Origin of the sequence: Undibacterium hunanense, from assembly GCF_014284335.1 — a bacterium.
GTDB lineage: Bacteria > Pseudomonadota > Gammaproteobacteria > Burkholderiales > Burkholderiaceae_D > Undibacterium > Undibacterium hunanense.
Map to the genome: position 1 here is coordinate 152,961 of NZ_JACOGF010000004.1, position 21,047 is coordinate 174,007.

A 21,047-nucleotide genomic window follows, 5' to 3' on the forward strand; every position below is an offset into this window, starting at 1 on the left:
GTACGCCATGCCCCTGTTTTATTCCATGGGTTACAGATACAACATCTTTTGCCGTTCGTCCTCGGATGGCACAATATCCCTGGCTTCATAAAACGCAAAGATGGCATCGACGATATTGGCTGGTTCATCGATCAGTTGTAACAGGTAAAGGTCATCCGGATTGATCATGCCGTTACCCGCCATTTGCACCCTGATCCATTCCAGCAAACCGCTCCAGAAGCTGGTGCCAACCAGTATTACCGGGATATGGCGGCTTTTGCCGGTTTGTATCAGGGTCAATACCTCACTGACTTCATCCAGTGTCCCAAAGCCCCCTGGAAAGACTACGTAGGCATCTGCGTATTTGACAAACGCTACCTTGCGCGCAAAGAAATGGCGGAAGGACAGGCTGATGTTTTGCCAGGGATTCGTGCGTTGTTCGTGCGGCAACTCTATATTCAGCCCCACGGACGGTGAGGTACCTTCGAACGCCCCCTTGTTGGCGGCCTCCATAATGCCCGGCCCACCACCGGAAATCACTGCAAAACCCTCGTCCGACAAACGTCGCGACAAGTCCACACACATAGCATAATACGGGTTATCGTCCTGGATCCTGGCGGAACCAAAAATCGTCACTGCCGGGCGTATCGTGGAAAGGCGCTCGGTAGACTCGATAAATTCTGCCATAATCGTGAACATATGCCATGATTCACGCGCTTTCAGTGAAGTTGCTTTCTCCTGATCGATAATCTGGCGCAATCTCGTTACATTTTTCCGGTTTCCGTTCATATGCAAAATACTCTCTTGTTAGTTGATGGCTCAAGCTATCTGTACCGCGCCTTCCATGCCCTGCCTGACTTGCGTAATGCACAGGGCGAACCAACGGGCGCCATACACGGCATGATCAATATGTTACGCCGTTTGCGTACTGATTATCCGGCAGCATATATTGCCTGCGTGTTTGATGCCAAAGGCAAGACCTTCCGCGATGACCTGTATGCAGAGTACAAGGCCCAGCGCGCGCCCATGCCAGACGATCTGCGCTTGCAGATAGAACCCATACACATTGCCGTCAAGGCCATGGGCTGGCCTATCCTGATGGTGGAAGGGGTAGAGGCTGATGACGTGATAGGCACGCTGGCAGTAGAAGCCACCAAGCTCGGCATGAACACCATCGTTTCTACTGGTGACAAGGACCTGGCGCAACTGGTCAATGCCAATGTCACTCTGATCAACACCATGAGTAATGAAAAACTCGACGAGCCTGGTGTACTGGCAAAATTTGGCGTGCCGCCCGACCGCATCATCGATTACCTGACCCTGATCGGCGACACTGTTGATAACGTGCCTGGTGTCGCCAAATGCGGCCCCAAGACTGCCGTTAAATGGCTTACAGAATACGATAGCCTTGATGGTGTCATTGCCAATGCCGACAAGATCAAGGGCGTGGTCGGCGACAACCTGCGCAGCGCGCTGGACTGGTTGCCACAAGGCCGTGTGCTGATTACCGTCAAAACTGATTGCGACCTGACCGGGCATTACACATCCATACAAGACAGCCTGGTCGCGAAAGAAGAAGACAAGACCGAGCTGGTCGGCTTTGCCGGCCGCTGGGGCTTCAAGACATGGTTGCGCGAACTGACTGGTGATGCTACTGCTGGTGCCACACCGCTGCCTGCTGCCAAAGCCGCCACCAGTGGCAGTAATTCTGTGCAAGCTGGTTTGTTTAACGATGATGCCGATGGCACTGATAGTCCGGCTGCGCCAGTCCAGCAGAATTATGAAACCGTATTGACCGAAGCCGCCCTCGATGAATGGCTGGCCCGCATCAATGCTGCGAAACTGACCTCGGTAGATACAGAAACCACCTCGCTGGAACCGATGACGGCACAACTGGTTGGCATTTCCTTATGTTGTGAAGTTGGTCATGCGGCTTACATCCCCGTTGCCCATAACTACCCCGGTGCGCCTGAACAATTGTCGTTGACACTGGTGCTGGGCAAACTCAAAGCGTGGCTGGAAGATGACAGCAAGCCCAAGGTCGGCCAGAACCTTAAATACGATAGCCACATCTTCGCCAACCAGGGCGTGCATTTGCGCGGCATCGCGCATGACACCCTGCTCGAATCCTATGTCTTTGAATCGCATAAATCGCATGACATGGACAGTCTGGCCATGCGTCATCTCGGCAAGAAAACCATCAGCTTTGAAGAAGTCTGCGGCAAGGGTGCCAGCCAGATCGGCTTTAACCAGGTAGATATCGAACGCGCCACCGCCTATGCTGCAGAAGATGCCGATATCACCCTGCAACTGCACCTGGCAATGTGGCCAGAAATTGAACCCGACGCCAATCTGTTGCGCGTCTATCACGACATAGAATTGCCGACTTCGGTCGTGCTGCAAAAGATAGAGCGCAATGGCGTGCACATCAATAAAGATTTGCTGGAAACGCAATCGCATGAAATCGGCATACGTCTGCTGGAACTGGAACAAAAAGCCTATGAACTGGCAGAACAGCCTTTCAACTTGAATTCACCCAAACAACTGGGCGAGATTTTCTTTGGCAAGCTGGGCTTGCCCGTCGTCAAGAAAACCCCATCCGGCGCACCATCGACTGATGAAGAAGTTTTGCAAAAACTGGCCGAAGATTATCCCTTGCCCAAGGTCTTGCTTGAATACCGTGGCTTGGCAAAACTCAAGTCCACCTACACCGACAAATTGCCAAAAATGGTCAACGCCACGACTGGCCGTGTCCATACCAATTATGCGCAGGCCGTGGCTGTGACTGGCCGTCTGGCATCGAATGACCCCAATCTGCAAAACATCCCTGTGCGCACTGCTGAAGGCCGCCGCATACGTGAAGCTTTTGTAGCAGGGCCGGGCAATGTCATCATCTCTGCCGATTATTCGCAAATTGAATTGCGCATCATGGCCCACATCTCTGGCGACGCCAGTCTGCTGGCTGCCTTTGCCAATGGCGAAGACATCCACCGCGCCACTGCTTCCGAGATTTTTGCTGTAGCATTGAATGAAGTGAGTAGTGAACAGCGTCGCTATGCCAAGGTCATCAACTTTGGCCTTATCTATGGCATGAGCGCCTTTGGCCTTGCTGGCAACCTGGGCATAGAACGCTCTGCCGCACAAAGCTACATCGACAAATACTTCCAGCGCTACCCTGGCGTCGCCCAATACATGGCCGACACCCGCACCAAAGCCAAGGCCCACGGCTATGTAGAAACCGTGTTTGGCCGTCGCCTGTGGCTGGCAGAAATCAATTCCCCCAACGGCCCCCGCCGTGCTGGTGCTGAACGCGCAGCTATTAACGCCCCCATGCAGGGCACAGCTGCCGATCTCATCAAACTCGCCATGATTGCCGTACAGGGCTGGTTGGAAACAGACCAACTGCAGTCAAAAATGATTATGCAGGTACACGATGAACTGGTACTCGAAGTACCACAGGCTGAACTGGAACTGGTCAAACAGAAATTGCCAGAACTGATGGCGAATGTGGCGAAACTGGATGTGCCGTTACTGGCTGAAGTGGGTGTGGGCGGAAATTGGGAAGAGGCGCATTGAGGGATAAGAGCACTGCCTGAATACCTTGCACGAATTAACGTCATTCCAGCATGCTTTGGGCTGGAATCCAGTGACGTTAATCGTGCATCAGGCGGCTGCAACAGAGTTTTTAAGGTTTTTTTTCTTCACTGTTCTTTAAAAATAATGGGCGCACCATTTCAGGAATTGTCTCAGGCAGCATCAAAATCAACATACTATGTTTTGTATCACCAAATGCATACTTGTTTAAAGTGACGAACAGGTTTTTATTTCCCCAGTGAATGTTGCGCTGAACTCCGTACACTTCGTATTCTCTTGCGCGGCTTGATTTCAGAGAGTCTTTCAAGAATCATGGGCGTATTGCACCGCATGACGTTGCTGTACTTAGATATGGTTCAATTTATTGAATTTTACCATTCGGGTCTTGTACAGATTTTCTCGCCTATGCGATTTTCCTGCTACCAAAGCGTAGATACAATTCCCGCGCCATACGTAATATCTCATCACGCATGGCCAGACGCTCTAGCCACGTTGTGGGTATGTCCTCTACACCGTAATAGGCACCAGCGATTTGACCAGTGATGGCTGCAGTCGTATCAGCATCGTCTCCCAGGTTGGTTGCTGTGAGTATGGCATCTTTAAAATTATCGGTATGCATGAAGCACCACAGCGAAGCTTCGAGCGATTCGACGGAATACCCGCTGCCGCGTATTTCTGCACTCCTTTTTTGTAAGAAATCACCTTCGCTGATCGCTATGATTTTTGTTTCGGTTGGCTTAAATGGAAGCGCAGAAAATAAATCAGCTTTGGTGCCACCATCAAATAACCGGCATAGTATTGTTGCCAGCAACTGGCAACTTTGTATTGCCTCCGGTGCTGCATGGGTAGTGCGAGAGCTTTCACCAGCGTAATGGATGGCAGACTGTACGTCGGGATAGCCAAACATTGCGACTGGAGCAAGTCGCATCAACGAACCATTGCCGGCAGTGCTGGGGTGTTCTACGCCACAAAAAGCTTCGCCGCTACTGGCATAGCGCGACAAAGCTGCGCGTACGGTATTACCGATGTCAAAGCAGATACCTGTGGAACTTAGATAACCCCATTTCCACCAGTTCAGATAACGCCCCATCTGGTCTTTTGCATCAAATCCGTCTTTCGTCAGCAGGCTTTCAGCAAGGCAAAGTGCCATGGATGTATCGTCCGTCCATTCGCCAGCTCGTAAGCCAAAGGGACCACGGCCGGTCATATCGGTCACCGGCGTGAAGCTTCCTCGTGCGGAAAATTCTACCGTGGTACCAACGGCATCGCCGCAAGCCAGGCCAGCCAATGCACCAAGATAGCGTTGTTCTAGTGTGATGTTCATAGAAATTTCCCAGTGTAGGCACAATATTTTTTATAGGCGCATTGTAATTTTTCATAGAATAACGTACTTAGTTAAAAATATCAACTATCTTAGTTTATTTTTGAAAATAAGTAATGAGTCTGCCTGTGTAAATAAAAAATGCTCAAATTCTCATAAAGATTTCTCTGAAATATGGCATTCTATATAGTTGCATATATCATCAGACTGCCACCCTATATTTATGTACCCTAAACAATTCTTCACCGAACAATTTTCCGAAGTCGACTCTGATGAATTGCTGCTCAAACTGTCCAGTGATGACCTGGTTGATAATGCCAAAGAGGGGATCAGGGATATATTGGTTGCGCGTGGCATGTCCGTGGCCGAAATTGAGCGAGTAAGCAAAGACACACATAAGGCACGATATCGGGTCGTAAAGGGAACGTTAGAATGCGATTATTGCGGCAACTCTGCACGGTATAAACCGGTGCTGGATGAAGGGCAGCGATTTTGTTCCAAAAAGTGCTTGCACCATGCACGGATCAGCGAGGCAGCAGTCGATCTGACCGAACCGATGATATTGCTGGCGGCTGGGAAAATTCGCTCTGGTGCTTGCCCGGTTTGCGACAAGATGAACACACCTGTTGAAGTTCGCTATGCCTACACAGCGATGTCATTCATTGTCGTCAGTAATCAAAAAACCAAAACTCGCCTATGCTGTGTTCAGTGTGGTCGCAAGGAAAATATCGAGTCCATGCTGGTCAGTTTTTTCATTGGCTGGTGGGGTATTCCATGGGGCCCGATTTTTACGATTGCCGCTTTATTCGAGAACCTGAAGGCGATGTTCGAAATGACGGCAATAGAAGAGCCGTCAGACGAATTGCTTAAAGCTGCCAGGTATCAACTTGCGGTCAACGCCCTTGAAAAACGTCTGCAAGTCGATCGGCCTGATGGAACACTGCCTCACAGTCATTGACTATCTGTGAAGCATGACATGGCGACGATTTGTTCAATCTTCGCCATGAAAATCGCGTTTTAAAAAATCATGAAAAAATCGCTACCCCGTTCGCTACCCGGTCACGCAATTCTTTCAGCATTTGCTTTTCGGTCATTGTGCTGGCCCAAGCGGGGCGGAGTTGGAAATGAGGTTGATCAACGATGGTTTTCCAGTTGCCACCCCATTCCAGCCCCAGGGCTTCGCCCAGTACGCCTACAGCTTTGTACTTGGGCGAGTCGGCCAGATATTTACTGCCTTCAAAAACACCGACATCAAAAGCGATGGAAAAATTGTGATTGGATTCACCGCCTTTCGCATTGGTGACTTTGTCGCCTGGTGTGGTACGGCCTTGTGCATACAATGCATTTTGCTCGGCATAAGTGCGCAAAGCGCTGATGATCTTGATGTTGATGCCTGAAGCTGCTGCCTGCAAAACCAGTGCGCGTGCTAAATCTTGCACCTGTGGTAGCAGCGTGGCGATATTTTTTTCGCTTCGTGGATCAACGAGGGAAATTTCAGGAGCGGCAGCATTCTTTTTAGCCGCAGGTGTAACCACTTTCTGATAAATGGCCTGCCATGTGTCCGGCCCGGCTTTGCCATCAACATCAACGCCTACTGCTTTTTGCACTGCACGGATGATCTCTTCAATAGTCATTTGCTTCACCTCATGGAATGATGGATGAAAATGTACGCACTACAGATGTGATTATTTATCAATATTTACAAATATGCAATTAAATTTTTGATTGCTGTCTCATCTTGCGATATCGAACAGAGCCATAGGCATTGATATGCTGTTCGCCCTTGCCGATAAGCGAATTCGTGATTTAAACCCTTGATCTGAAGATCATTGCCAGAATATCTCTCTATAATCCCTATTCTGTTCAAAATTAAAAATAGGACATCTGGCATGCTCAACTGGCTTAAGCAACTCTTTACTTCGGTGGAAAAGCCCAAAGAACAAGTTCCGCAGACACCGTCACAGCCGGTCTATGTCGCGCCGCCAGCTATGTTGGGCAGTGCAGAGTTGAAAAAGCAGGGGGATGATCACCTCGCCAGGGGTGATATGGCATCTGCCGCAACTTGTTATCGCAAGGCGATTGTGATTGATCCTGATTTTGCCAAGGCGCATAGCAACCTCGGTTTTGTACTGATGCAGCAAGGCAGGGCGGATGAAGCGGAAAGAAGTTTGAAGCAGGCGCTTGCGCTGGATCCAAAAAATGCCGATACCTGTTTCATGCTGGGTAATCTGGCAATCCTGTCGCGTAGCGATCTGGAATCTGGTTGCCAGTATTTCCAGAAAGCCGTTGAGTTGATGCCAGACTTTGATGTTGCTTATCTTGATTGGCGTCGCTACATGAGTCTGCAAGGCAAGCTGGAACAGGTAAAACAGTTCCTGATTGCAGGTATTGCCAGTGATCCTGCGCGTGCTGATTTTCAGAATTACCTTGGTAATATTTATCAGGATGAACAGCAATTTGAGCAGGCTATGGCGTGCTTTCAGCAAGCACTGGCGATACGCCCGGATGATGCTGACGTGCTTGAAAACCTCGGCTTTGTCTTGTTCAAGCAAAACCAGGTATCACAGGCGAATGCCGCATATGACAAGGCGCTGGCTTTGCGGCAGCAGGCAACAGTGCTTGGGCCAGATGACCTAGACTTGCATTACAAGCTGGCGACCTTGCTGCTGGTGCTGAACAGGCATCAGGAGGCTATCGCCAGTTTCAACCAGATTTTGACTTTGAACCCTGGCTACGTTGAGGCCCGTCTTGGTCGTGGATTAACATCGTTACTCATCGGTGAATTTGAAACAGGCTGGAAAGATACCAGAGACCTGGCAAGCTATGCGGCAGTGGGCTATCCAGAGTTCAGACAACCATTGTGGCTCAATGACAGTGACATTAACGGCAAATCCATCCTGCTGTTTGCTGACCAGGGCTTGGGCGATACCATACAGTTTGTACGCTATGCAGAGCAAATCAAAAAACTCGGCGCGAAGGTGTATGTACGGGCGCATACCTCGCTGAAGTCTTTGCTAGGCACCCTGGCTGATTTGGATGGCATTTTTGGCGAAGAAGACATCTTGCCGCTGTTTGACTATTGCTGCCCCTTGTCGAATGTGGCGCTGGCGTTTAACACCAGTCTGGAAACCATACCTGCCAGTGTCCCCTACCTGCAGGCGGCAAAAGAAAGAGTGGCGTACTGGGAAAGTCAGTTGAGCAGTTTTCAGGCGCCACGCATAGGTATAGTCTGGTCGGGCAATCCCCTGTTCCGCAATGACAAGAACAGGTCGGTGCATCTGCAAAGACTGGCTGCCTTATTGATGGATGGAAGCCGGCATTTCTTTTTATTACAAAAAGAAGTGAGGGCACTGGATGCGCCATTCATGGCGAGCCTGAAGAACGTGACTGACCTGGGGCCGCAGTTAAACGATTTTGCGGAAACCGCCGCTGTCATCGCCAATCTTGATCTGGTCATTACGGTAGACACTTCAGTTGCCCATCTGGCAGGTGCTTTGGGCAAACCAGTCTGGATACTGCTACCTTTTGCTCCGGATTTCCGCTGGCTGCTGGGAAGGAGTGACAGTCCCTGGTATCCGACAGCACGCCTGTTCCGGCAACCAACGATAGCCAACTGGGACACGGTTCTTGACGAGATCAAACGTGATTTGGATGTTGAATTTCCAGTTCAAGAATCATCAACCTGAATCCAGGTTACTGGCATGACTCATTGCAATTGGATCATGCCAGGCAGACTGGTCGAGGCCGATGTTACATAAATTCCAGATCCAGTGCACGCTTGAGGTCTTTGATAACGCTGTCCCAATCACCTATTTCAGATTGCCTGAACAGCCGTGCTGTTGGATACCAGGGACTATCGTTTCTATCCAGTAGCCACCGGAAGTCTGGTGAAAATGGTAGCATGATCCATACGGGCTTACCAAGAGCACCGGCCAGATGGGCCACTGAAGTATCAACGGTAATGACCAGGTCAAGATTGGCGATGACTGCCGCTGTTTCTGAAAAATCGACAAGGTGGGAGCGCAGATCAGTTACGTTCTTCAAGTCAGATAAAAACGGTGCGTCGACAGAGCGTATTTCTTTTTGCAATAAAAAGAAATGGTGATCACCCGTGATCAGTAATTCAGACAGGCGTTGAAGGTGAATGGAGCGGTATTTGTCGTTCCTTAATAAAGGATTGCCGGACCAGACAATGCCGATTTTTGCTTTGGAGAAGTCAGAAAATTCGTTGCTCCAATAGGCTGTGCGGTCTGCAGATGCTTGTAAATAAGGTACTTTTGCCGGGATAGATGCAAGTGTGGTGTTGAACGCTAAAGAAATATTTGACAACGAACACTGATAGTCAAATGGCGGCAAGATTTCTTCGTCACCAAATACGCGTGAAACACCAGGAAGTGTCATCAGCAAGGATTTCAGCGAAGCCTGGGCCCGAATATATACTGTGGCACCCAGCGAATTAACCTGTTCTGCATATCGCACAAAGTGGATCGTATCACCCAGCCCCTGGTCTGCGTGAAGTAAAATGGTTTTGCCGTGGACATCGGCGTCATTGAGCCAGACAGGTTCAGGCATTTCGGTTGGTGGCAATGCGGCATACTTCACACTATCCTTGATATCTTCCCAGCCAGATTCAAATTGACCAGTGACCAGTAGTGCCATTCCACGCCCCAACCGTGCTTCTCCATATTCAGGGTTAAGTGTCAACACACGCTCATAGCCGTCAATCGCTTCTTTATAACGATTTTGAGAGGTCAGAAAATTGGCCAGTTTGAAATGGAGATCGGTGTCGTTTGGAGCATTGATAGTTGCCGTTTTCAAGCAAGAAAACACTTTTTCATAGGTGGCATGCGCCTGCTGCGATTGCCCTTGTTTGTATAAGATAAAGCCTAAGTTTGCCAGGGCATCTGCATCATCCGGGTAAATGGACAATGCTCTTTGAAAACAGTTTGCAGCTAAGTCAAACTGTAGTTCATCCTGATAAATATTGCCGAGATGTCTGTGATAATCAGCACGTGAAGGATGTTTTTCCAGGCCACTTATCAGAAATTGCTTTACTTGTTCCAGCTTGCCCTGGAATTTCATATACCTGGCCCAATCCAGATAGGCGACCTCAAGATCTGCGGACAACTCTACTGCCTTTTGAAGATAGCGACAACCTTGTTCCAGATCGCCACGTGCCAGTGTTGCCAGATTGCCCAGCATGAAATAGGTATCAGCGTTCGTGTTGTCAATAGACAGTGCGCGCTTCAGACTTTCTTCTGCGTCTGCCGTCGCACCCTGTTGCATAAAAACGAAACCCAGATTGCTATGTGCTTTGGCGTAGTTGGGGTCAATCGCAATTGCCTGGCGGTAGCAATTTGCCGCAGCTTCCAAATTACCCTGACCGAGATAAACATCGCCCTGCTCTTTGAGTTTGATACTATTTCCCGTAGATAGTACAGGTGCTGCCTGTGGCGGCAAGGGCTTGTCCTTGGGCTGTGACGAGATAGTAGTCAAATTGGCCGCTTTGTCCTGTGCAGAAAAGAGTTGTTTCAACCAGTTAAGCATCCTTGTTAGCCTTTAGCAATGTGAATATGAGAGGGGATTATAACAATATAGGAATGGCAATCAATTGGCATGAATGACTGCTGATAATAGCGGCAATTTATATGTCACTACTTACCAATGCCTGGTACAGCAATATATTTCTAAAAATAAGCCAAACCAGGTGTTATTGACCCATTATTGGTATCACTTGGTGCTTGAAATAAGTATCACACCTATTCTGCACATTGCACGCCTCTGCGACTGCTTTTTGCCGGCAAAACCCACTTCAGCCTCACTTCAGTTTACACTGCTGGTCTCTCATTGCTTTTAGAGTACGCATATGTTCAAACCTGTCTTCACTGCTGTTCTTGTTGCAAGCCACCTTTTGTTGTCTGCAAGTACATTTGCGCAAGTGAAGAACGATGCGGGTACAGAAGCGTTCAGGCAGGGCAATTATGTGCAGGCACAAAGCGAATGGACGGCTTTGGCTGAAGCCGGTGATGCCAATGCCCAGTTCAGCCTGGGCATTTTGCTGTTGTCTGACAAGAGCGGGTTGAAGGATGAAAAAGTGGCCATGGAATGGTTTGCCAAAGCTGCGGCATTGGGCAATACCAAAGCCCAATTCAATCTTGCTGAGGGCTACAGGCGCGGCGTAGGCCTGGAAAAAGATATGGCCCAGGCTGTGGTCTGGTACACCAAGGCGGCAGAGGCAAACTTTGCGATCGCCCAATATACGCTGGGCATACTGCACGAGACCGGCGATGGCGTGCCAAAAGATTACGCTTTGGCCATCAAATGGTTGCAACTGGCGACGGACCAGCAGTACGCGGAAGCAAATTTTGCACTGGCGCGTATGCATGCACTGGGCGAAGGGACGGACGTCAACATGCGCCTGGCCGGTCTGTATGCCGGCTATGCAGCGCAACAAGGCTATGCGCCGGCACAGACCTATCTGGCCACGCTGTATCTGTCTGGTCAGGGCGTACCCAGGGATAGCACTCAGGCCATAAGCTGGTTGATGAAGGCGGCACAACAGGGCCATGCCCGCGCCTATGTCTGGCTGGGAAACATCTGCAATGACGGTAACGGCCTGCCTGTCGATACTACACGTGCTTATGTGTATTACACCCTCGCCGAAAAACTGGATGTCGACAAGGAATTGCAGGGCAGCGCCAGTCGTTTCAAGTTTGGTCTGGCATTACGCATGAAGCCGGAAGACATTCAAAAGGCGACCCAATTCGCCAATAACTGGATTGTAGGTACGCAACCGCCACTCTATGCACCAACCTATGCCATCAAAAAACCACAGCCTGATGCAGCGAAACCTGCGGCTGTCAGCAAGTGACTGTGCCAAATGGCTGCCTGGCTATCCTGCGAGATAGCCGGCGCAGCTTGCCTGCATTGAATGAAGCAGGGCCAGGACGGTAATAACAGGATTTGCATTTCAGTTGCTACACACTGGCACATACCCGCGACCCGGCGGAATGTTATATTTACGCCCTGCCAGATTGATTCCGATTCTTATCTAACTTCCTAACAGGCTGTTCTTCATGTCGCCCGAAAAAAACCTGCTTTCCTGTCCTGTTGCTTTCACTACGGCCCGCCATCGCAACTGGTCCCCGTATCGTTTCAGCGTGCTCATTTGCAGCCTGCTGATGCTGTTGGCGTTAGCAAACCTGAGTCAGGCACAGACGCCTGACAGTACACCGGTCAGTGTCATTAATGATGGTCCGTATGCGTTTTACCAAAAAGAACAAGCCGGGCTGGATGTATCCTGGGTTTGCAATGATCAGGTACAAAAGCAGGTCTTTGCCAGGGCCGACAATGTGACCCTGCCAGCACCTTGTGGTTATCCGCATGCACTGACGATACGTGCTGCTGCTTCCGGTTTTCCGCTGACGGCGAAATTCGAGACTGACAAAGTAGCTGCCTTTAGTGACATCCACGGCCAGTTTGATCTCATGCTCAAGCTTTTGCGAGCCAATGGCATCATCAACCAGGATTGGCACTGGACTTTTGGCAAGGGGCATCTGGTGATTGCCGGTGATGTGTTTGACCGTGGCCCGAATACCACCGAAGCTTTGTGGTTATTGTATGAACTGGAAGCGCAGGCACAGGCAGCGGGCGGTGCAGTTCATCTGCTGTTGGGCAATCATGAAGCCATGTCGTTTGCCGGCGACTTGCGCTACCTGAATAAAAAATACGCGACAGTAGCGCGCCAGCTCAATCTCAGTTATCCGCAAATGTTTGATAACAGCAGTGTGCTGGGGCGCTGGTTACGTAGCAAGCCGGTGATCATACAGATCAACGACATGCTGTTCATGCATGGTGGCCTGCATCCCGATTATCAGAATCTGAACATGAGTATTGCGCAAGTCAACGAGCAGTTTCGCAGTTCGCTGGGTATGACCAAGACACAACTGAAGGACAAGGGCAATGATGCGCTGTCTTTCCTGTATGGCAGCCTGGGCCCGCTCTGGTATCGTGGTTATTTCAATGCACCAAAACTCAGCAATACCGATCTTGACCAGCTTTTGCAGCAAATGCAATTGCGTCGCATCGTGGTAGGGCATACCACCATGGATGGCGTGTATGCGCATTATCAGGGAAAGATCATTTCCATTGATTCCGGCATCAAGGGTGGCGTCAAAGGTGAAATGTTTTTCTGGGACAAAGGGCAACTCAGTAAGGCCGGGCTGGACGGTGTGCGTGTCGCCATACCTGATGCGCCAGAGAAAATCCGCGCCGAATAAGTTATTTGATTATTTCATGCCACTGCCTGTTGACCTGGCGTGGCCATGAAAAATGAAATACCGCGCCGCGTGGATGATTGCCGTCCAGACGTATCCTGCCACCCAGTGATTCCAGGGTCTTTTTGATGATGGCCAGGCCCATCCCGCTGCCTTCCACCTCATCACGTGGACGCAGGGTCTGAAACATCGTAAACACCCGTTCCCTGTGTTCTTCGGCGATGCCGGGGCCATCGTCTGCCACTGCAAATTCAAAGAAATGTTCAGTATGGCTGGCGTGGATAATGATCTTCCCTGTTGCCTGATCATGGTGCTTGACTACATTGCTGATCAGATTGCGAAACACGAGTTCCAGCGGCACCTTATGTGCCGGGCATATGGGGAAATCGCCAATAAGCTCCAGCGTGAACGGGTGTTCGGCGCAACATAGTTCGAACACATCACGTATCAAGACTGCAAAATCAATATGCTCTATGTTGCCACCCAGTTGTCCGGCACGAAAATACAGCAACAGGTCGTCCAGTAATTTTTCCATGCGTTTGATACGAACCCGCATCAGGCGCAGGTGTTCATCCGTATCGGTATCTATTTTTCCGGCCAGGTCCTCTGTGAGCCAGGTCGCCAGTTGATCGACGCCACGCAAGGGTGATTTCAGATCATGCGAGGCGACATAGGCGAAATTATTCAATTCCTGATTGCGTCTTGATAGTTCATCAGTAAAGCGTTTTCGCTCCGAAATATCAACAATCGCCGACAGCACCTTGACGCCGTCTGCGGTTTGTATCGGGTTCAGTCCAATCTCGACCTGGAACTCGCTGCCGTCCTTGCGCAGTCCAAACAAGTCGCGGCCGCTACCCATGGCACGTGTAGTGGGGGTATTGAAATAGTCGCTGCGCAAACCCGGGTGCTGGGGGCGAAAACGTTCAGGTATCAGTATTTCCATGGGTTTGCCCAGCAATTCTTTCCTGGCGTAGCCAAACAGTTGTTCGGTCTGGGCATTGACCATTTCTATATAGCCGCGACTGTCTATCATCACCATGGCATTCGGTGCGGCTTCTACCACCAGGCGGAAGCGCTCTTCCTGACGTTTGCGTTCCGAAATATCGACAATCGCCGACAGCACCTTGATGCCGTCTGCCGTTTCTATAGGGTTCAATCCAATTTCAACCGGAAATTCGCTACCGTCCTTGCGCAGGCCATACAGGTCGCTGCCAATGCCCATCGCCCTTGTAGTGGGGACAGCAAAATAATCCATACGCAAGCCAGGATGATGTTTGCGAAAGCGTTCAGGTATCAGAATTTCCATGGTTTTACCCAGCAATTCTGTCCTGTTGTAACCAAAAATGATTTCGGTCTGGGTATTCACCATTTCTATACAGCCACGGCCATCTATCATCACCATGGCATTCGGGGCGGCATCAACCACCTGACGAAAATGTCTTTCACTTTGCGTCAGCCGGTTTGCAATACGATAAGCTTCACTGGAATCACGTACGATCATCGATATGCCTCTGAGCATCTGCTTCTGATCGTAGATGGGAGAAATACTCAGTCGTGTCGGTAGCTCTGCGGCATCTTTGCAACGGCGCATGGTTTCAAACTGACCTATTGGTGTGCCTTGCTGTAAAAGTTTGACCAGTGCTTCCTGATCGGGTAACTGGCCTTCAGGAAAAAGCAAGGTAAAGGGCTGATCCAGCACTTCGGCAAGGGTATAGCCAAAGATACGGCTGGCGGCACGGTTCCAACTGATGATGTCGCCTTTCATGTCGCAGGCAATAATGGCATCGTCAGAACTGTTGATGATGGATGCCAGCAAACTGTTGGCATCTGCTGTTAACTCATCTGGCCTGCCAGGAGAACGATCGTCATTGCTGTTAGACGGCACCATGGCGATATGTTCCTGTTAAAAAATCGATTTCAAATTGCTCGGCTGATAGGGGGCGAGAATAATAAAAACCTTGCAAGAGCTCACAACCACGGTCAGTGCAGAATCTGGCCTGCTCAGCGGTTTCCACGCCTTCAGCCACCAGGGTCAATTCCAGAGTTTTGGCAAAGGCAATCATGGCAGCCAGCAAACGTTCCTGCGAAGCACCACGTCCTATACCTGCTATAAAGCTTTGGTCTATTTTTATAATATGAATAGGGAAATTTTTCAGATGACTGAATGATGAATAACCGGTGCCAAAATCATCCAGCGACAGTTTCAGTTTACGGGCTGCCAGCTTTAACAGGATACTGGCCACATGTTCCGGGTCGCGTATCAGTGCGTTCTCTGTGATTTCCAGTTCCAGGCACACCGGATCCAGGCCGCTGACGGCCAGCGCATTGTCCACGGTGGTTAGCAGATTATCTCCCTGCAACTGTATGGATGAAACGTTCACGGCGACAGACAGATGCTGCACATTCAGATGCGGCAGGCTACGCCACTGCTGTAACTGTGTACACGCCGTGCGCATCACCCACTGATCAATTTCAAACATCAATCCCAGTTCTTCCGCCATAGGCAGAAAAGTACCGGGTGCCAATATGCCCTCCTGTGGATGGTGCCAGCGCAACAGTGCTTCCATGCCACCAAGGCTGCCATCCAGGGCATTGATTTTTGCCTGGTAATGAACTTTGAGCTGATTATTCTTCAGTGCGTATCGCAGGTCGCGTTCCAGATGCATGCGGTGACGTACTGCCTGATGCAGTTGATCAGAATAAAAATGACTCTGGTTGCGGCCCTCCTGCTTGGCACGGTACATGGCTATATCTGCACATTTCATCAGCTCGGTCGCATCGCTGGCGCAGGAACCAAAAACAGCGATACCTATGCTCATCGTCACATCCCATTCCAGTCCATCCAGCAGTATGGGTTTTTTGAAAGCATCAACAATACGGGTAGCCAGTAATATGGCCTGATCTACTCTCTCCATATCCTGTACCAGCACGACAAATTCATCCCCGCCCAGCCTTGCCAGCAAGTCACTACCACGCGTGGTGGCACCCAGTCGGCGGGCTACTTTGATGAGTAACTGGTCACCAATGGCATGACCATACGTGTCATTCACATTTTTGAAGCGATCCAGATCCAGCAGCAGTACCCCTAACTTGCCGTGCAGGTTTTCACGCTTTGCCCGGCTGGCGGCAAATTCCAGTGCACGTTCAAAATCATAGCGATTCGCCAGACCAGTCAGGGCATCATGTTCAGCAAGTTCACGTAACTGGTCATAGCTGCGATTGAGTTCAGTTTCCAGTTTGTGCCGGTGGCGGGCCTGATGCAAGGCGCGTAGCAGGCGACGTGCATTGACTTCTTCTTTCAGTAAAAAGTCCTGGGCACCGGCTTCTATTGCTTGTTCAGTCAGGGTGATATCTTCCTGATTCGTCAACATGATAATTGCCGCGTGATGCGCCTTGTCCAGCCGCAAGCTTTTCAGTACCTCTATGCCGTCACGGTCAGGCAGGCGGTAGTCGAGCAGGATCACATCAAATGCGGTGGCCTTGGCTTTCAACAAGCCGTCCAGTGCATTTTTGGCCTCTACAATATTGACGCTGACCGGCACCTGCTTCATGGCCCGTATGACAGAGCGACGGTCCAGTTCGTCATCATCGATAATCAGGATTTGCAATGTGGATGTCTGTACCGGGATATTCAGCATACAAGCCCATGTTCGCAGGTGAGTGTGACGTGCGCCGGCTGACATATGTGCCAGCATAAATTCCAGTTTCTTGCATGTCGGCCTGGCATGGATTTTCCTTCAGGCAATGGGCAGTTCGACCAGGCGCCAGTACCTGTCCAGCATCTCGATCACACGCATGAAGCCATCACCGACATGCTGTTTGACGATATAGCCGGCAACATGTTTGGAATACGCAAGCACCTTGTCCTGATCATCTTGCGAAGTGGTCAGCACGAATACGACTGCGGATGACAAGGTTTTGTCCTGGCGCAGTTCTGCCAACATTTCCAGGCCATTCATGCGTGGCATATTTATGTCAAGCAAGATCAGATAGGGGCGGGCCACACCATTTGGCTGGCGCAGGATTTGCAAGGCCTCTATCCCGTCATGCGCACGAACGATGGGGTTGGCGATCTTCAGTTTCTTCAGTGCGCGTTCTATGCCCAGCACATCCACATCGTCATCATCGACGATGAGTATCGTGACTGGTTTGGTCTGCGGGATGCTGTCTGACATTGGACACCTTTCACCGGCATAAGCTGTTAAATAGCACTCTACGGTAACATTGTTGCAATGTATTTTCCATGGCAGCAGATAAAAAACAGCGGGCTTCAAGAACTTGAAATGAGCGAATTAACATTCATATTATGCAAATATCAAGAATAGTGCAATATTGCTATTCTGCACTCCTGTTTTTTATGCCTTATGGCAATGCTTGCCTATTGCAAGTGACTGAGAGAAGGGGATGTTGGAAAAAATCGCGAGGGCGATAATCAGTACACATCAATGTAGATTAATGCAGATCAAGAATGTCAGCCACAGCTTCCTGTAGCTGGGTGACCAGCTCAGGGTCCATGTACTTGTATTCATCCGGAATATCAAGCACATGGATGACTTTGTCGTTCAACACTTGTCTGTGCTCGGCCAGCAGGCGCGATTTGTGTTTTTCTTCCATGACGAAAATGACATCCGCCCATTGGATGTCGCTCATTGAAACCCTGTGTCTGGCATTGGGGCTGGTGCCGCCGGAACGGGCCTGCACCATGGGATGGCGACGCCAGACTTGCTCCGCCGTTGGACTGCGCCATTGATTGCGGCTGCAAACAAATAAGATGTGGATGGGTGTATTCATCAGCTTGATCAGTGTATATCGAGGGCGAATCCGTGGCTGCGCATAACTAACTTCGCCCCACCAGCCATCTTTCTTTCAGTTTTCAGGAGTTGATCACCGCCGCCGTCATGGGCGAGCACAGGCTCCAGCCCAGTGCGGAATACAGCGCATAGCCATCTTCGGTTGCTACCAGTACGCCGGTATCAGCCTGTCTGGCAAAGGCGTGGTTGCTCAGCATCTGCATCAGCAATCTGCCCAGGCCTTTACGTCTGTGCGAGGGTTCAGTCACGATCTGGTCAAACACCGCATAGCGTGCAGTCAGCGCCATTCTGCCCGTGGCTGCAATCTGGCCGTCAGGGCCAAGTGCCTTGATGCTTACCGCCTGCTCATCACCACCAAACTGTATGGTATAGGCACCGGGCACATCAATGTCAACATGGGCAGTGATGGGTTTGCACATCAGGTATTCGACCGGTTTAAGGGTCCAGCGTGGCGGCAGCAAAGCCCCGATTTCACTGACTGGCGCACAGATCTTGATCCAGGTATCAGGGATACTCAGTTCATGTGCCAGCAACTGTATGGCAGACAGTGCCTGCCCCTGCAAGACATAGCGTTCCAGATGGCCGGGCAGACCAACATGGATTTTATAACCATAGCCCGCGAGCGCAAAAGCCGCTTCGGTGCCACGAGAGATCGTCCAGCCATGGACCCAGGCAGTAAGTATTTCATTCTTTTGCTGTTCGCTGTATGGGTTTGTAGTAGTCATGGTGGCTGGTTTATTCGGGCAGGTAGCAACAAGGTCCAGATTAACGGTGCCAGATTAAAAGAACGGCATTTTCTTCAAGGTGCCACGCTCCACGGCACCGTAGCGGTCCTTGTCACTCTTGTCCTGGAATTTGGCCTCATATTCAAAGACATCATCGTGGAAAGAAAAATCTTCCCTGATGTCGTAGTTGATGTCTGACCATCTGGCGATCCAGTAGCCCTTGTTGCCCTTGATTTTAATTTCCTTGATGACGGCTTTCTCTTTGACGATCTTGCCATTCAACATAGTCGCTTCCATCAGCACCGTTGAATCAGTGTTGAAGCTCATATTGATGCTTTTGATGCCGATGTTTGCCAGTGACAGTACATTCCCGTTGGCCATGGTCACGGCGTATTTTTCGTAACGGTATTTGCCAGCAATCAGCGCCATGTCGTTGGCAAAGCTGCTGGCTGTCATCAGGGAAAAAAGCAGTGCAATCACATATTTCATGGTCTGGCATCCGTTTGCATGGCAATAACAAGGCATGGGCTTGCTGGCGCGACCCAGTGGCCCGACATGCAGATGATAGCACTACCCCGTTGCCGTAGCGGCAAGTGGTCAGGGCAGTGCAGGGGGTAGTATATTATTTGCCGACTTCTTGCGCGGCCTTGCGCATGTTGGCCAGCGTCGCACCAGGGGTGATCAGATTGCCGTCATAACGTAATTCTATCAATGCGGGCAGGCTGTGCTGGCGGCTATGTGTGAGCGCACGTTCCAGTGCCGGTGCAAATTCTGCTGTGGTATTGACCACTTCCCCACTGGCACCAAAGGCGCGTGCCAGCGCTGCAAAATCAGGGTTATGCAATTCGGTGCCAGACACGCGCGCAGGGAATTCTTTTTCCTGATGCATGCGTATCGTGCCGTACATGCCATTGTTAAAAACAATGATGATGACGCCAGCCTTGTATTGCACGGCGGTGGCCAGTTCCTGACCGTTCATCAGGTATTCACCATCACCGGCGAACGTGACGACGGTACGTTGCGGATCGATAATTTTGGCAGCAACGCCCGCTGGTACGCTGTAACCCATGGCGCCGGAAGTCGGGGCCAATTGGGTACGGAAACCACCATAGCGGAAGTAACGGTGTGCCCAGGTCGCATAGTTGCCGGCGCCATTCGTGATGATGGTATCTACCGGTGCCTGTTGCATCAGATCCTGTACGACCTGCCACAGGTTCAGCGGCGCATTTTCGCTGGCAAAAATCGCCGGTTCGGTTTGCCATGCCTGCAAATCTGCCCTGGCTTCGCCAACACTTGCACGCCACTTGCTGGCAGCATCCAGCGCTGCCATTTCTGCCAGTGCTTCGGCAATTTCCTTCATGCCGCTATTGATCATCAGATCAGCCTGGTAGACACGGCCCAGTTCCAGCGCATCGCTATGGATATGGATCAGCTTTTGTCTGGGTACTGGTGCTTCCAGTACGGTATAACCGCCGGTAGTCATTTCACCCAGGCGCGGACCGATGGCCAGGATCAGGTCGGCATCTCTGATTCGTTGTGCCAACTTGGGGTTGATGCCTATGCCTACGTCACCAATGTAATGCGGATGGCCATTGTCCATCAAATCCTGAAAGCGGAAAGTGCAAGCGACCGGCAAGTGATTGCTGACCGCAAATTCACTGATGTGCTGGCAGGATGCCGCATCCCAGCCGGTACCACCCAGCAAGACCAGTGGGCGTTGCGACACCGTCAGCATATTGCGCAGTTGCGCCAGTTGCTGTGGCGAAGCCGATGCCTGGACTGGTGTGTAACGACGGGTATCTGCCACAGTGGCGACCTGTGCCAGCATGTCTTCCGGCAGGGCCAGCACTACCGGGCCGGGGCGGCCACTGGTAGCGACCTGGAAGGCGCGGGCTATATATTCTGGCACACGGTCTGCGCGGTCAATTTGCGCCACCCATTTAGCCATCTGGCCAAACATGCGGCGATAGTCAATCTCCTGAAAGGCTTCACGTTCGACAAAGTCATTGCCAACCTGGCCTATGAATAAAATCATTGGCGTCGAATCCTGATAGGCAGTATGCACGCCTATCGATGCATTGGTCGCGCCTGGCCCGCGTGTAACGAAACAGATGCCTGGCTTGCCGGTCATTTTGCCGTAGGCATCGGCCATGAAGGCTGCGCCACCTTCCTGGCGATTGATGATGAAGCGTATGGAGCTGTCATGCAACGCATCCAGTACCGGCAGGTAACTCTCGCCGGGTACACCGAATATGGTATCGACACCGTGGATTTGCAGTGCATCCACAATCAATTGACCGCCCGAACGAGATTTCAGCATGATAAAAAATGGTAATAGAAA

Annotated in this window: 16 protein-coding genes; 5 read left to right on the forward strand and 11 right to left on the reverse strand. The window is 50.7% G+C overall.

Annotated elements, in window-relative coordinates; all coding sequences use genetic code 11:
* Positions 1 to 30 precede the first annotated feature (30 nt).
* Positions 31 to 768: an LOG family protein gene (locus H8L32_RS09445; protein WP_186947263.1), complete on the reverse strand. Its 738-nt coding sequence runs from the start codon at positions 766 to 768 to the stop codon at positions 31 to 33.
* On the opposite strand from H8L32_RS09445, the gene polA reads away from it, so the two are divergent.
* A complete protein-coding gene (gene polA / locus H8L32_RS09450) occupies positions 769 to 3,555 on the forward strand; it encodes a DNA polymerase I (protein ID WP_186946945.1) in 2,787 nt (928 codons plus the stop codon). It begins immediately after the preceding gene.
* A 421-nt stretch (positions 3,556 to 3,976) separates the two neighbouring features.
* Here the strand turns inward: polA and H8L32_RS09460 are convergent, their stop codons facing one another.
* Positions 3,977 to 4,897: an ADP-ribosylglycohydrolase family protein gene (locus H8L32_RS09460; protein ID WP_186946947.1), complete on the reverse strand. Its 921-nt coding sequence runs from the start codon at positions 4,895 to 4,897 to the stop codon at positions 3,977 to 3,979.
* A 220-nt stretch (positions 4,898 to 5,117) separates the two neighbouring features.
* On the opposite strand from H8L32_RS09460, the gene H8L32_RS09465 reads away from it, so the two are divergent.
* The gene (locus tag H8L32_RS09465) at positions 5,118 to 5,852 is read left to right on the forward strand and encodes a hypothetical protein (protein WP_186946948.1); all 735 of its coding nucleotides are present in this window, start codon (positions 5,118 to 5,120) and stop codon (positions 5,850 to 5,852) included.
* A 67-nt stretch (positions 5,853 to 5,919) separates the two neighbouring features.
* Here H8L32_RS09465 and H8L32_RS09470 read toward each other — a convergent pair whose 3' ends face one another.
* Entirely contained in the window at positions 5,920 to 6,528 is a 609-nt protein-coding gene (locus tag H8L32_RS09470; RefSeq protein WP_186946949.1) for a M15 family metallopeptidase, read from the reverse strand.
* A gap of 255 nt (positions 6,529 to 6,783) precedes the next feature.
* Here H8L32_RS09470 and H8L32_RS09475 point away from each other — a divergent pair, with 255 nt between their 5' ends.
* On the forward strand, positions 6,784 to 8,580 hold the full coding sequence (locus H8L32_RS09475; protein WP_186946950.1) for a tetratricopeptide repeat protein: 1,797 nt from the start codon (positions 6,784 to 6,786) through the stop codon (positions 8,578 to 8,580).
* 64 nt (positions 8,581 to 8,644) lie between these two features.
* On the opposite strand, the gene H8L32_RS09480 is transcribed toward H8L32_RS09475, so the two are convergent.
* Positions 8,645 to 10,354 (reverse strand): tetratricopeptide repeat protein, encoded by a 1,710-nt coding sequence (locus tag H8L32_RS09480; RefSeq protein ID WP_222619305.1) that lies wholly within the window; start codon positions 10,352 to 10,354, stop codon positions 8,645 to 8,647.
* A gap of 406 nt (positions 10,355 to 10,760) precedes the next feature.
* Here H8L32_RS09480 and H8L32_RS09485 point away from each other — a divergent pair, with 406 nt between their 5' ends.
* On the forward strand, positions 10,761 to 11,765 hold the full coding sequence (locus H8L32_RS09485; protein WP_186946952.1) for a tetratricopeptide repeat protein: 1,005 nt from the start codon (positions 10,761 to 10,763) through the stop codon (positions 11,763 to 11,765).
* 205 nt (positions 11,766 to 11,970) lie between these two features.
* A complete protein-coding gene (locus tag H8L32_RS09490) occupies positions 11,971 to 13,173 on the forward strand; it encodes a metallophosphoesterase (protein ID WP_186946953.1) in 1,203 nt (400 codons plus the stop codon).
* Position 13,174: 1 nt separating this feature from the next.
* On the opposite strand, the gene H8L32_RS09495 is transcribed toward H8L32_RS09490, so the two are convergent.
* The 7 genes from H8L32_RS09495 to H8L32_RS09525 form a co-directional block, all read right to left on the reverse strand.
* On the reverse strand, positions 13,175 to 15,058 hold the full coding sequence (locus H8L32_RS09495; RefSeq protein WP_222619306.1) for a PAS domain-containing sensor histidine kinase: 1,884 nt from the start codon (positions 15,056 to 15,058) through the stop codon (positions 13,175 to 13,177).
* The gene (locus H8L32_RS09500; protein ID WP_222619307.1) at positions 15,045 to 16,808 is read right to left on the reverse strand and encodes a putative bifunctional diguanylate cyclase/phosphodiesterase; all 1,764 of its coding nucleotides are present in this window, start codon (positions 16,806 to 16,808) and stop codon (positions 15,045 to 15,047) included. Before H8L32_RS09500 ends, H8L32_RS09495 begins: the two co-directional genes overlap by 14 nt.
* 99 nt (positions 16,809 to 16,907) lie before the next feature.
* Positions 16,908 to 17,345 carry a response regulator gene (locus tag H8L32_RS09505; protein WP_186946954.1) on the reverse strand — a complete coding sequence of 146 codons (438 nt, stop codon included), beginning with the start codon at positions 17,343 to 17,345 and terminating at the stop codon, positions 16,908 to 16,910.
* A 277-nt stretch (positions 17,346 to 17,622) separates the two neighbouring features.
* Positions 17,623 to 17,961 carry a low molecular weight protein tyrosine phosphatase family protein gene (locus H8L32_RS09510; protein ID WP_222619308.1) on the reverse strand — a complete coding sequence of 113 codons (339 nt, stop codon included), beginning with the start codon at positions 17,959 to 17,961 and terminating at the stop codon, positions 17,623 to 17,625.
* 82 nt (positions 17,962 to 18,043) lie between these two features.
* Positions 18,044 to 18,706 carry a GNAT family N-acetyltransferase gene (locus H8L32_RS09515; protein WP_186946955.1) on the reverse strand — a complete coding sequence of 221 codons (663 nt, stop codon included), beginning with the start codon at positions 18,704 to 18,706 and terminating at the stop codon, positions 18,044 to 18,046.
* A 54-nt stretch (positions 18,707 to 18,760) separates the two neighbouring features.
* Positions 18,761 to 19,195 (reverse strand): hypothetical protein, encoded by a 435-nt coding sequence (locus H8L32_RS09520; RefSeq protein ID WP_186946956.1) that lies wholly within the window; start codon positions 19,193 to 19,195, stop codon positions 18,761 to 18,763.
* A 133-nt stretch (positions 19,196 to 19,328) separates the two neighbouring features.
* Positions 19,329 to 21,026, reverse strand: a complete 1,698-nt coding sequence (locus tag H8L32_RS09525; protein WP_186946957.1) for a thiamine pyrophosphate-binding protein — start codon at positions 21,024 to 21,026, stop codon at positions 19,329 to 19,331.
* Between the last annotated feature and the right edge of the window lie 21 nt (positions 21,027 to 21,047).

What these genes read in the sequence shown, in the direction of transcription:
- H8L32_RS09460 (WP_186946947.1), bottom strand. Translation starts at nt 4,897, where the DNA reads ATGAACATCACACTAGAACAACGCTATCTTGGTGCATTGGCTGGCCTG.
- H8L32_RS09445 (WP_186947263.1), bottom strand. Translation starts at nt 768, where the DNA reads ATGAACGGAAACCGGAAAAATGTAACGAGATTGCGCCAGATTATCGAT.
- H8L32_RS09490 (WP_186946953.1), top strand. Translation starts at nt 11,971, where the DNA reads ATGTCGCCCGAAAAAAACCTGCTTTCCTGTCCTGTTGCTTTCACTACG.
- H8L32_RS09520 (WP_186946956.1), bottom strand. Translation starts at nt 19,195, where the DNA reads ATGAAATATGTGATTGCACTGCTTTTTTCCCTGATGACAGCCAGCAGC.
- H8L32_RS09510 (WP_222619308.1), bottom strand. Translation starts at nt 17,961, where the DNA reads ATGAATACACCCATCCACATCTTATTTGTTTGCAGCCGCAATCAATGG.
- H8L32_RS09495 (WP_222619306.1), bottom strand. Translation starts at nt 15,058, where the DNA reads ATGGTGCCGTCTAACAGCAATGACGATCGTTCTCCTGGCAGGCCAGAT.
- H8L32_RS09470 (WP_186946949.1), bottom strand. Translation starts at nt 6,528, where the DNA reads ATGACTATTGAAGAGATCATCCGTGCAGTGCAAAAAGCAGTAGGCGTT.
- H8L32_RS09465 (WP_186946948.1), top strand. Translation starts at nt 5,118, where the DNA reads ATGTACCCTAAACAATTCTTCACCGAACAATTTTCCGAAGTCGACTCT.
- H8L32_RS09515 (WP_186946955.1), bottom strand. Translation starts at nt 18,706, where the DNA reads ATGACTACTACAAACCCATACAGCGAACAGCAAAAGAATGAAATACTT.
- H8L32_RS09485 (WP_186946952.1), top strand. Translation starts at nt 10,761, where the DNA reads ATGTTCAAACCTGTCTTCACTGCTGTTCTTGTTGCAAGCCACCTTTTG.
- H8L32_RS09500 (WP_222619307.1), bottom strand. Translation starts at nt 16,808, where the DNA reads ATGCTGAATATCCCGGTACAGACATCCACATTGCAAATCCTGATTATC.
- H8L32_RS09475 (WP_186946950.1), top strand. Translation starts at nt 6,784, where the DNA reads ATGCTCAACTGGCTTAAGCAACTCTTTACTTCGGTGGAAAAGCCCAAA.
- H8L32_RS09525 (WP_186946957.1), bottom strand. Translation starts at nt 21,026, where the DNA reads ATGCTGAAATCTCGTTCGGGCGGTCAATTGATTGTGGATGCACTGCAA.
- polA (WP_186946945.1), top strand. Translation starts at nt 769, where the DNA reads ATGCAAAATACTCTCTTGTTAGTTGATGGCTCAAGCTATCTGTACCGC.
- H8L32_RS09505 (WP_186946954.1), bottom strand. Translation starts at nt 17,345, where the DNA reads ATGTCAGACAGCATCCCGCAGACCAAACCAGTCACGATACTCATCGTC.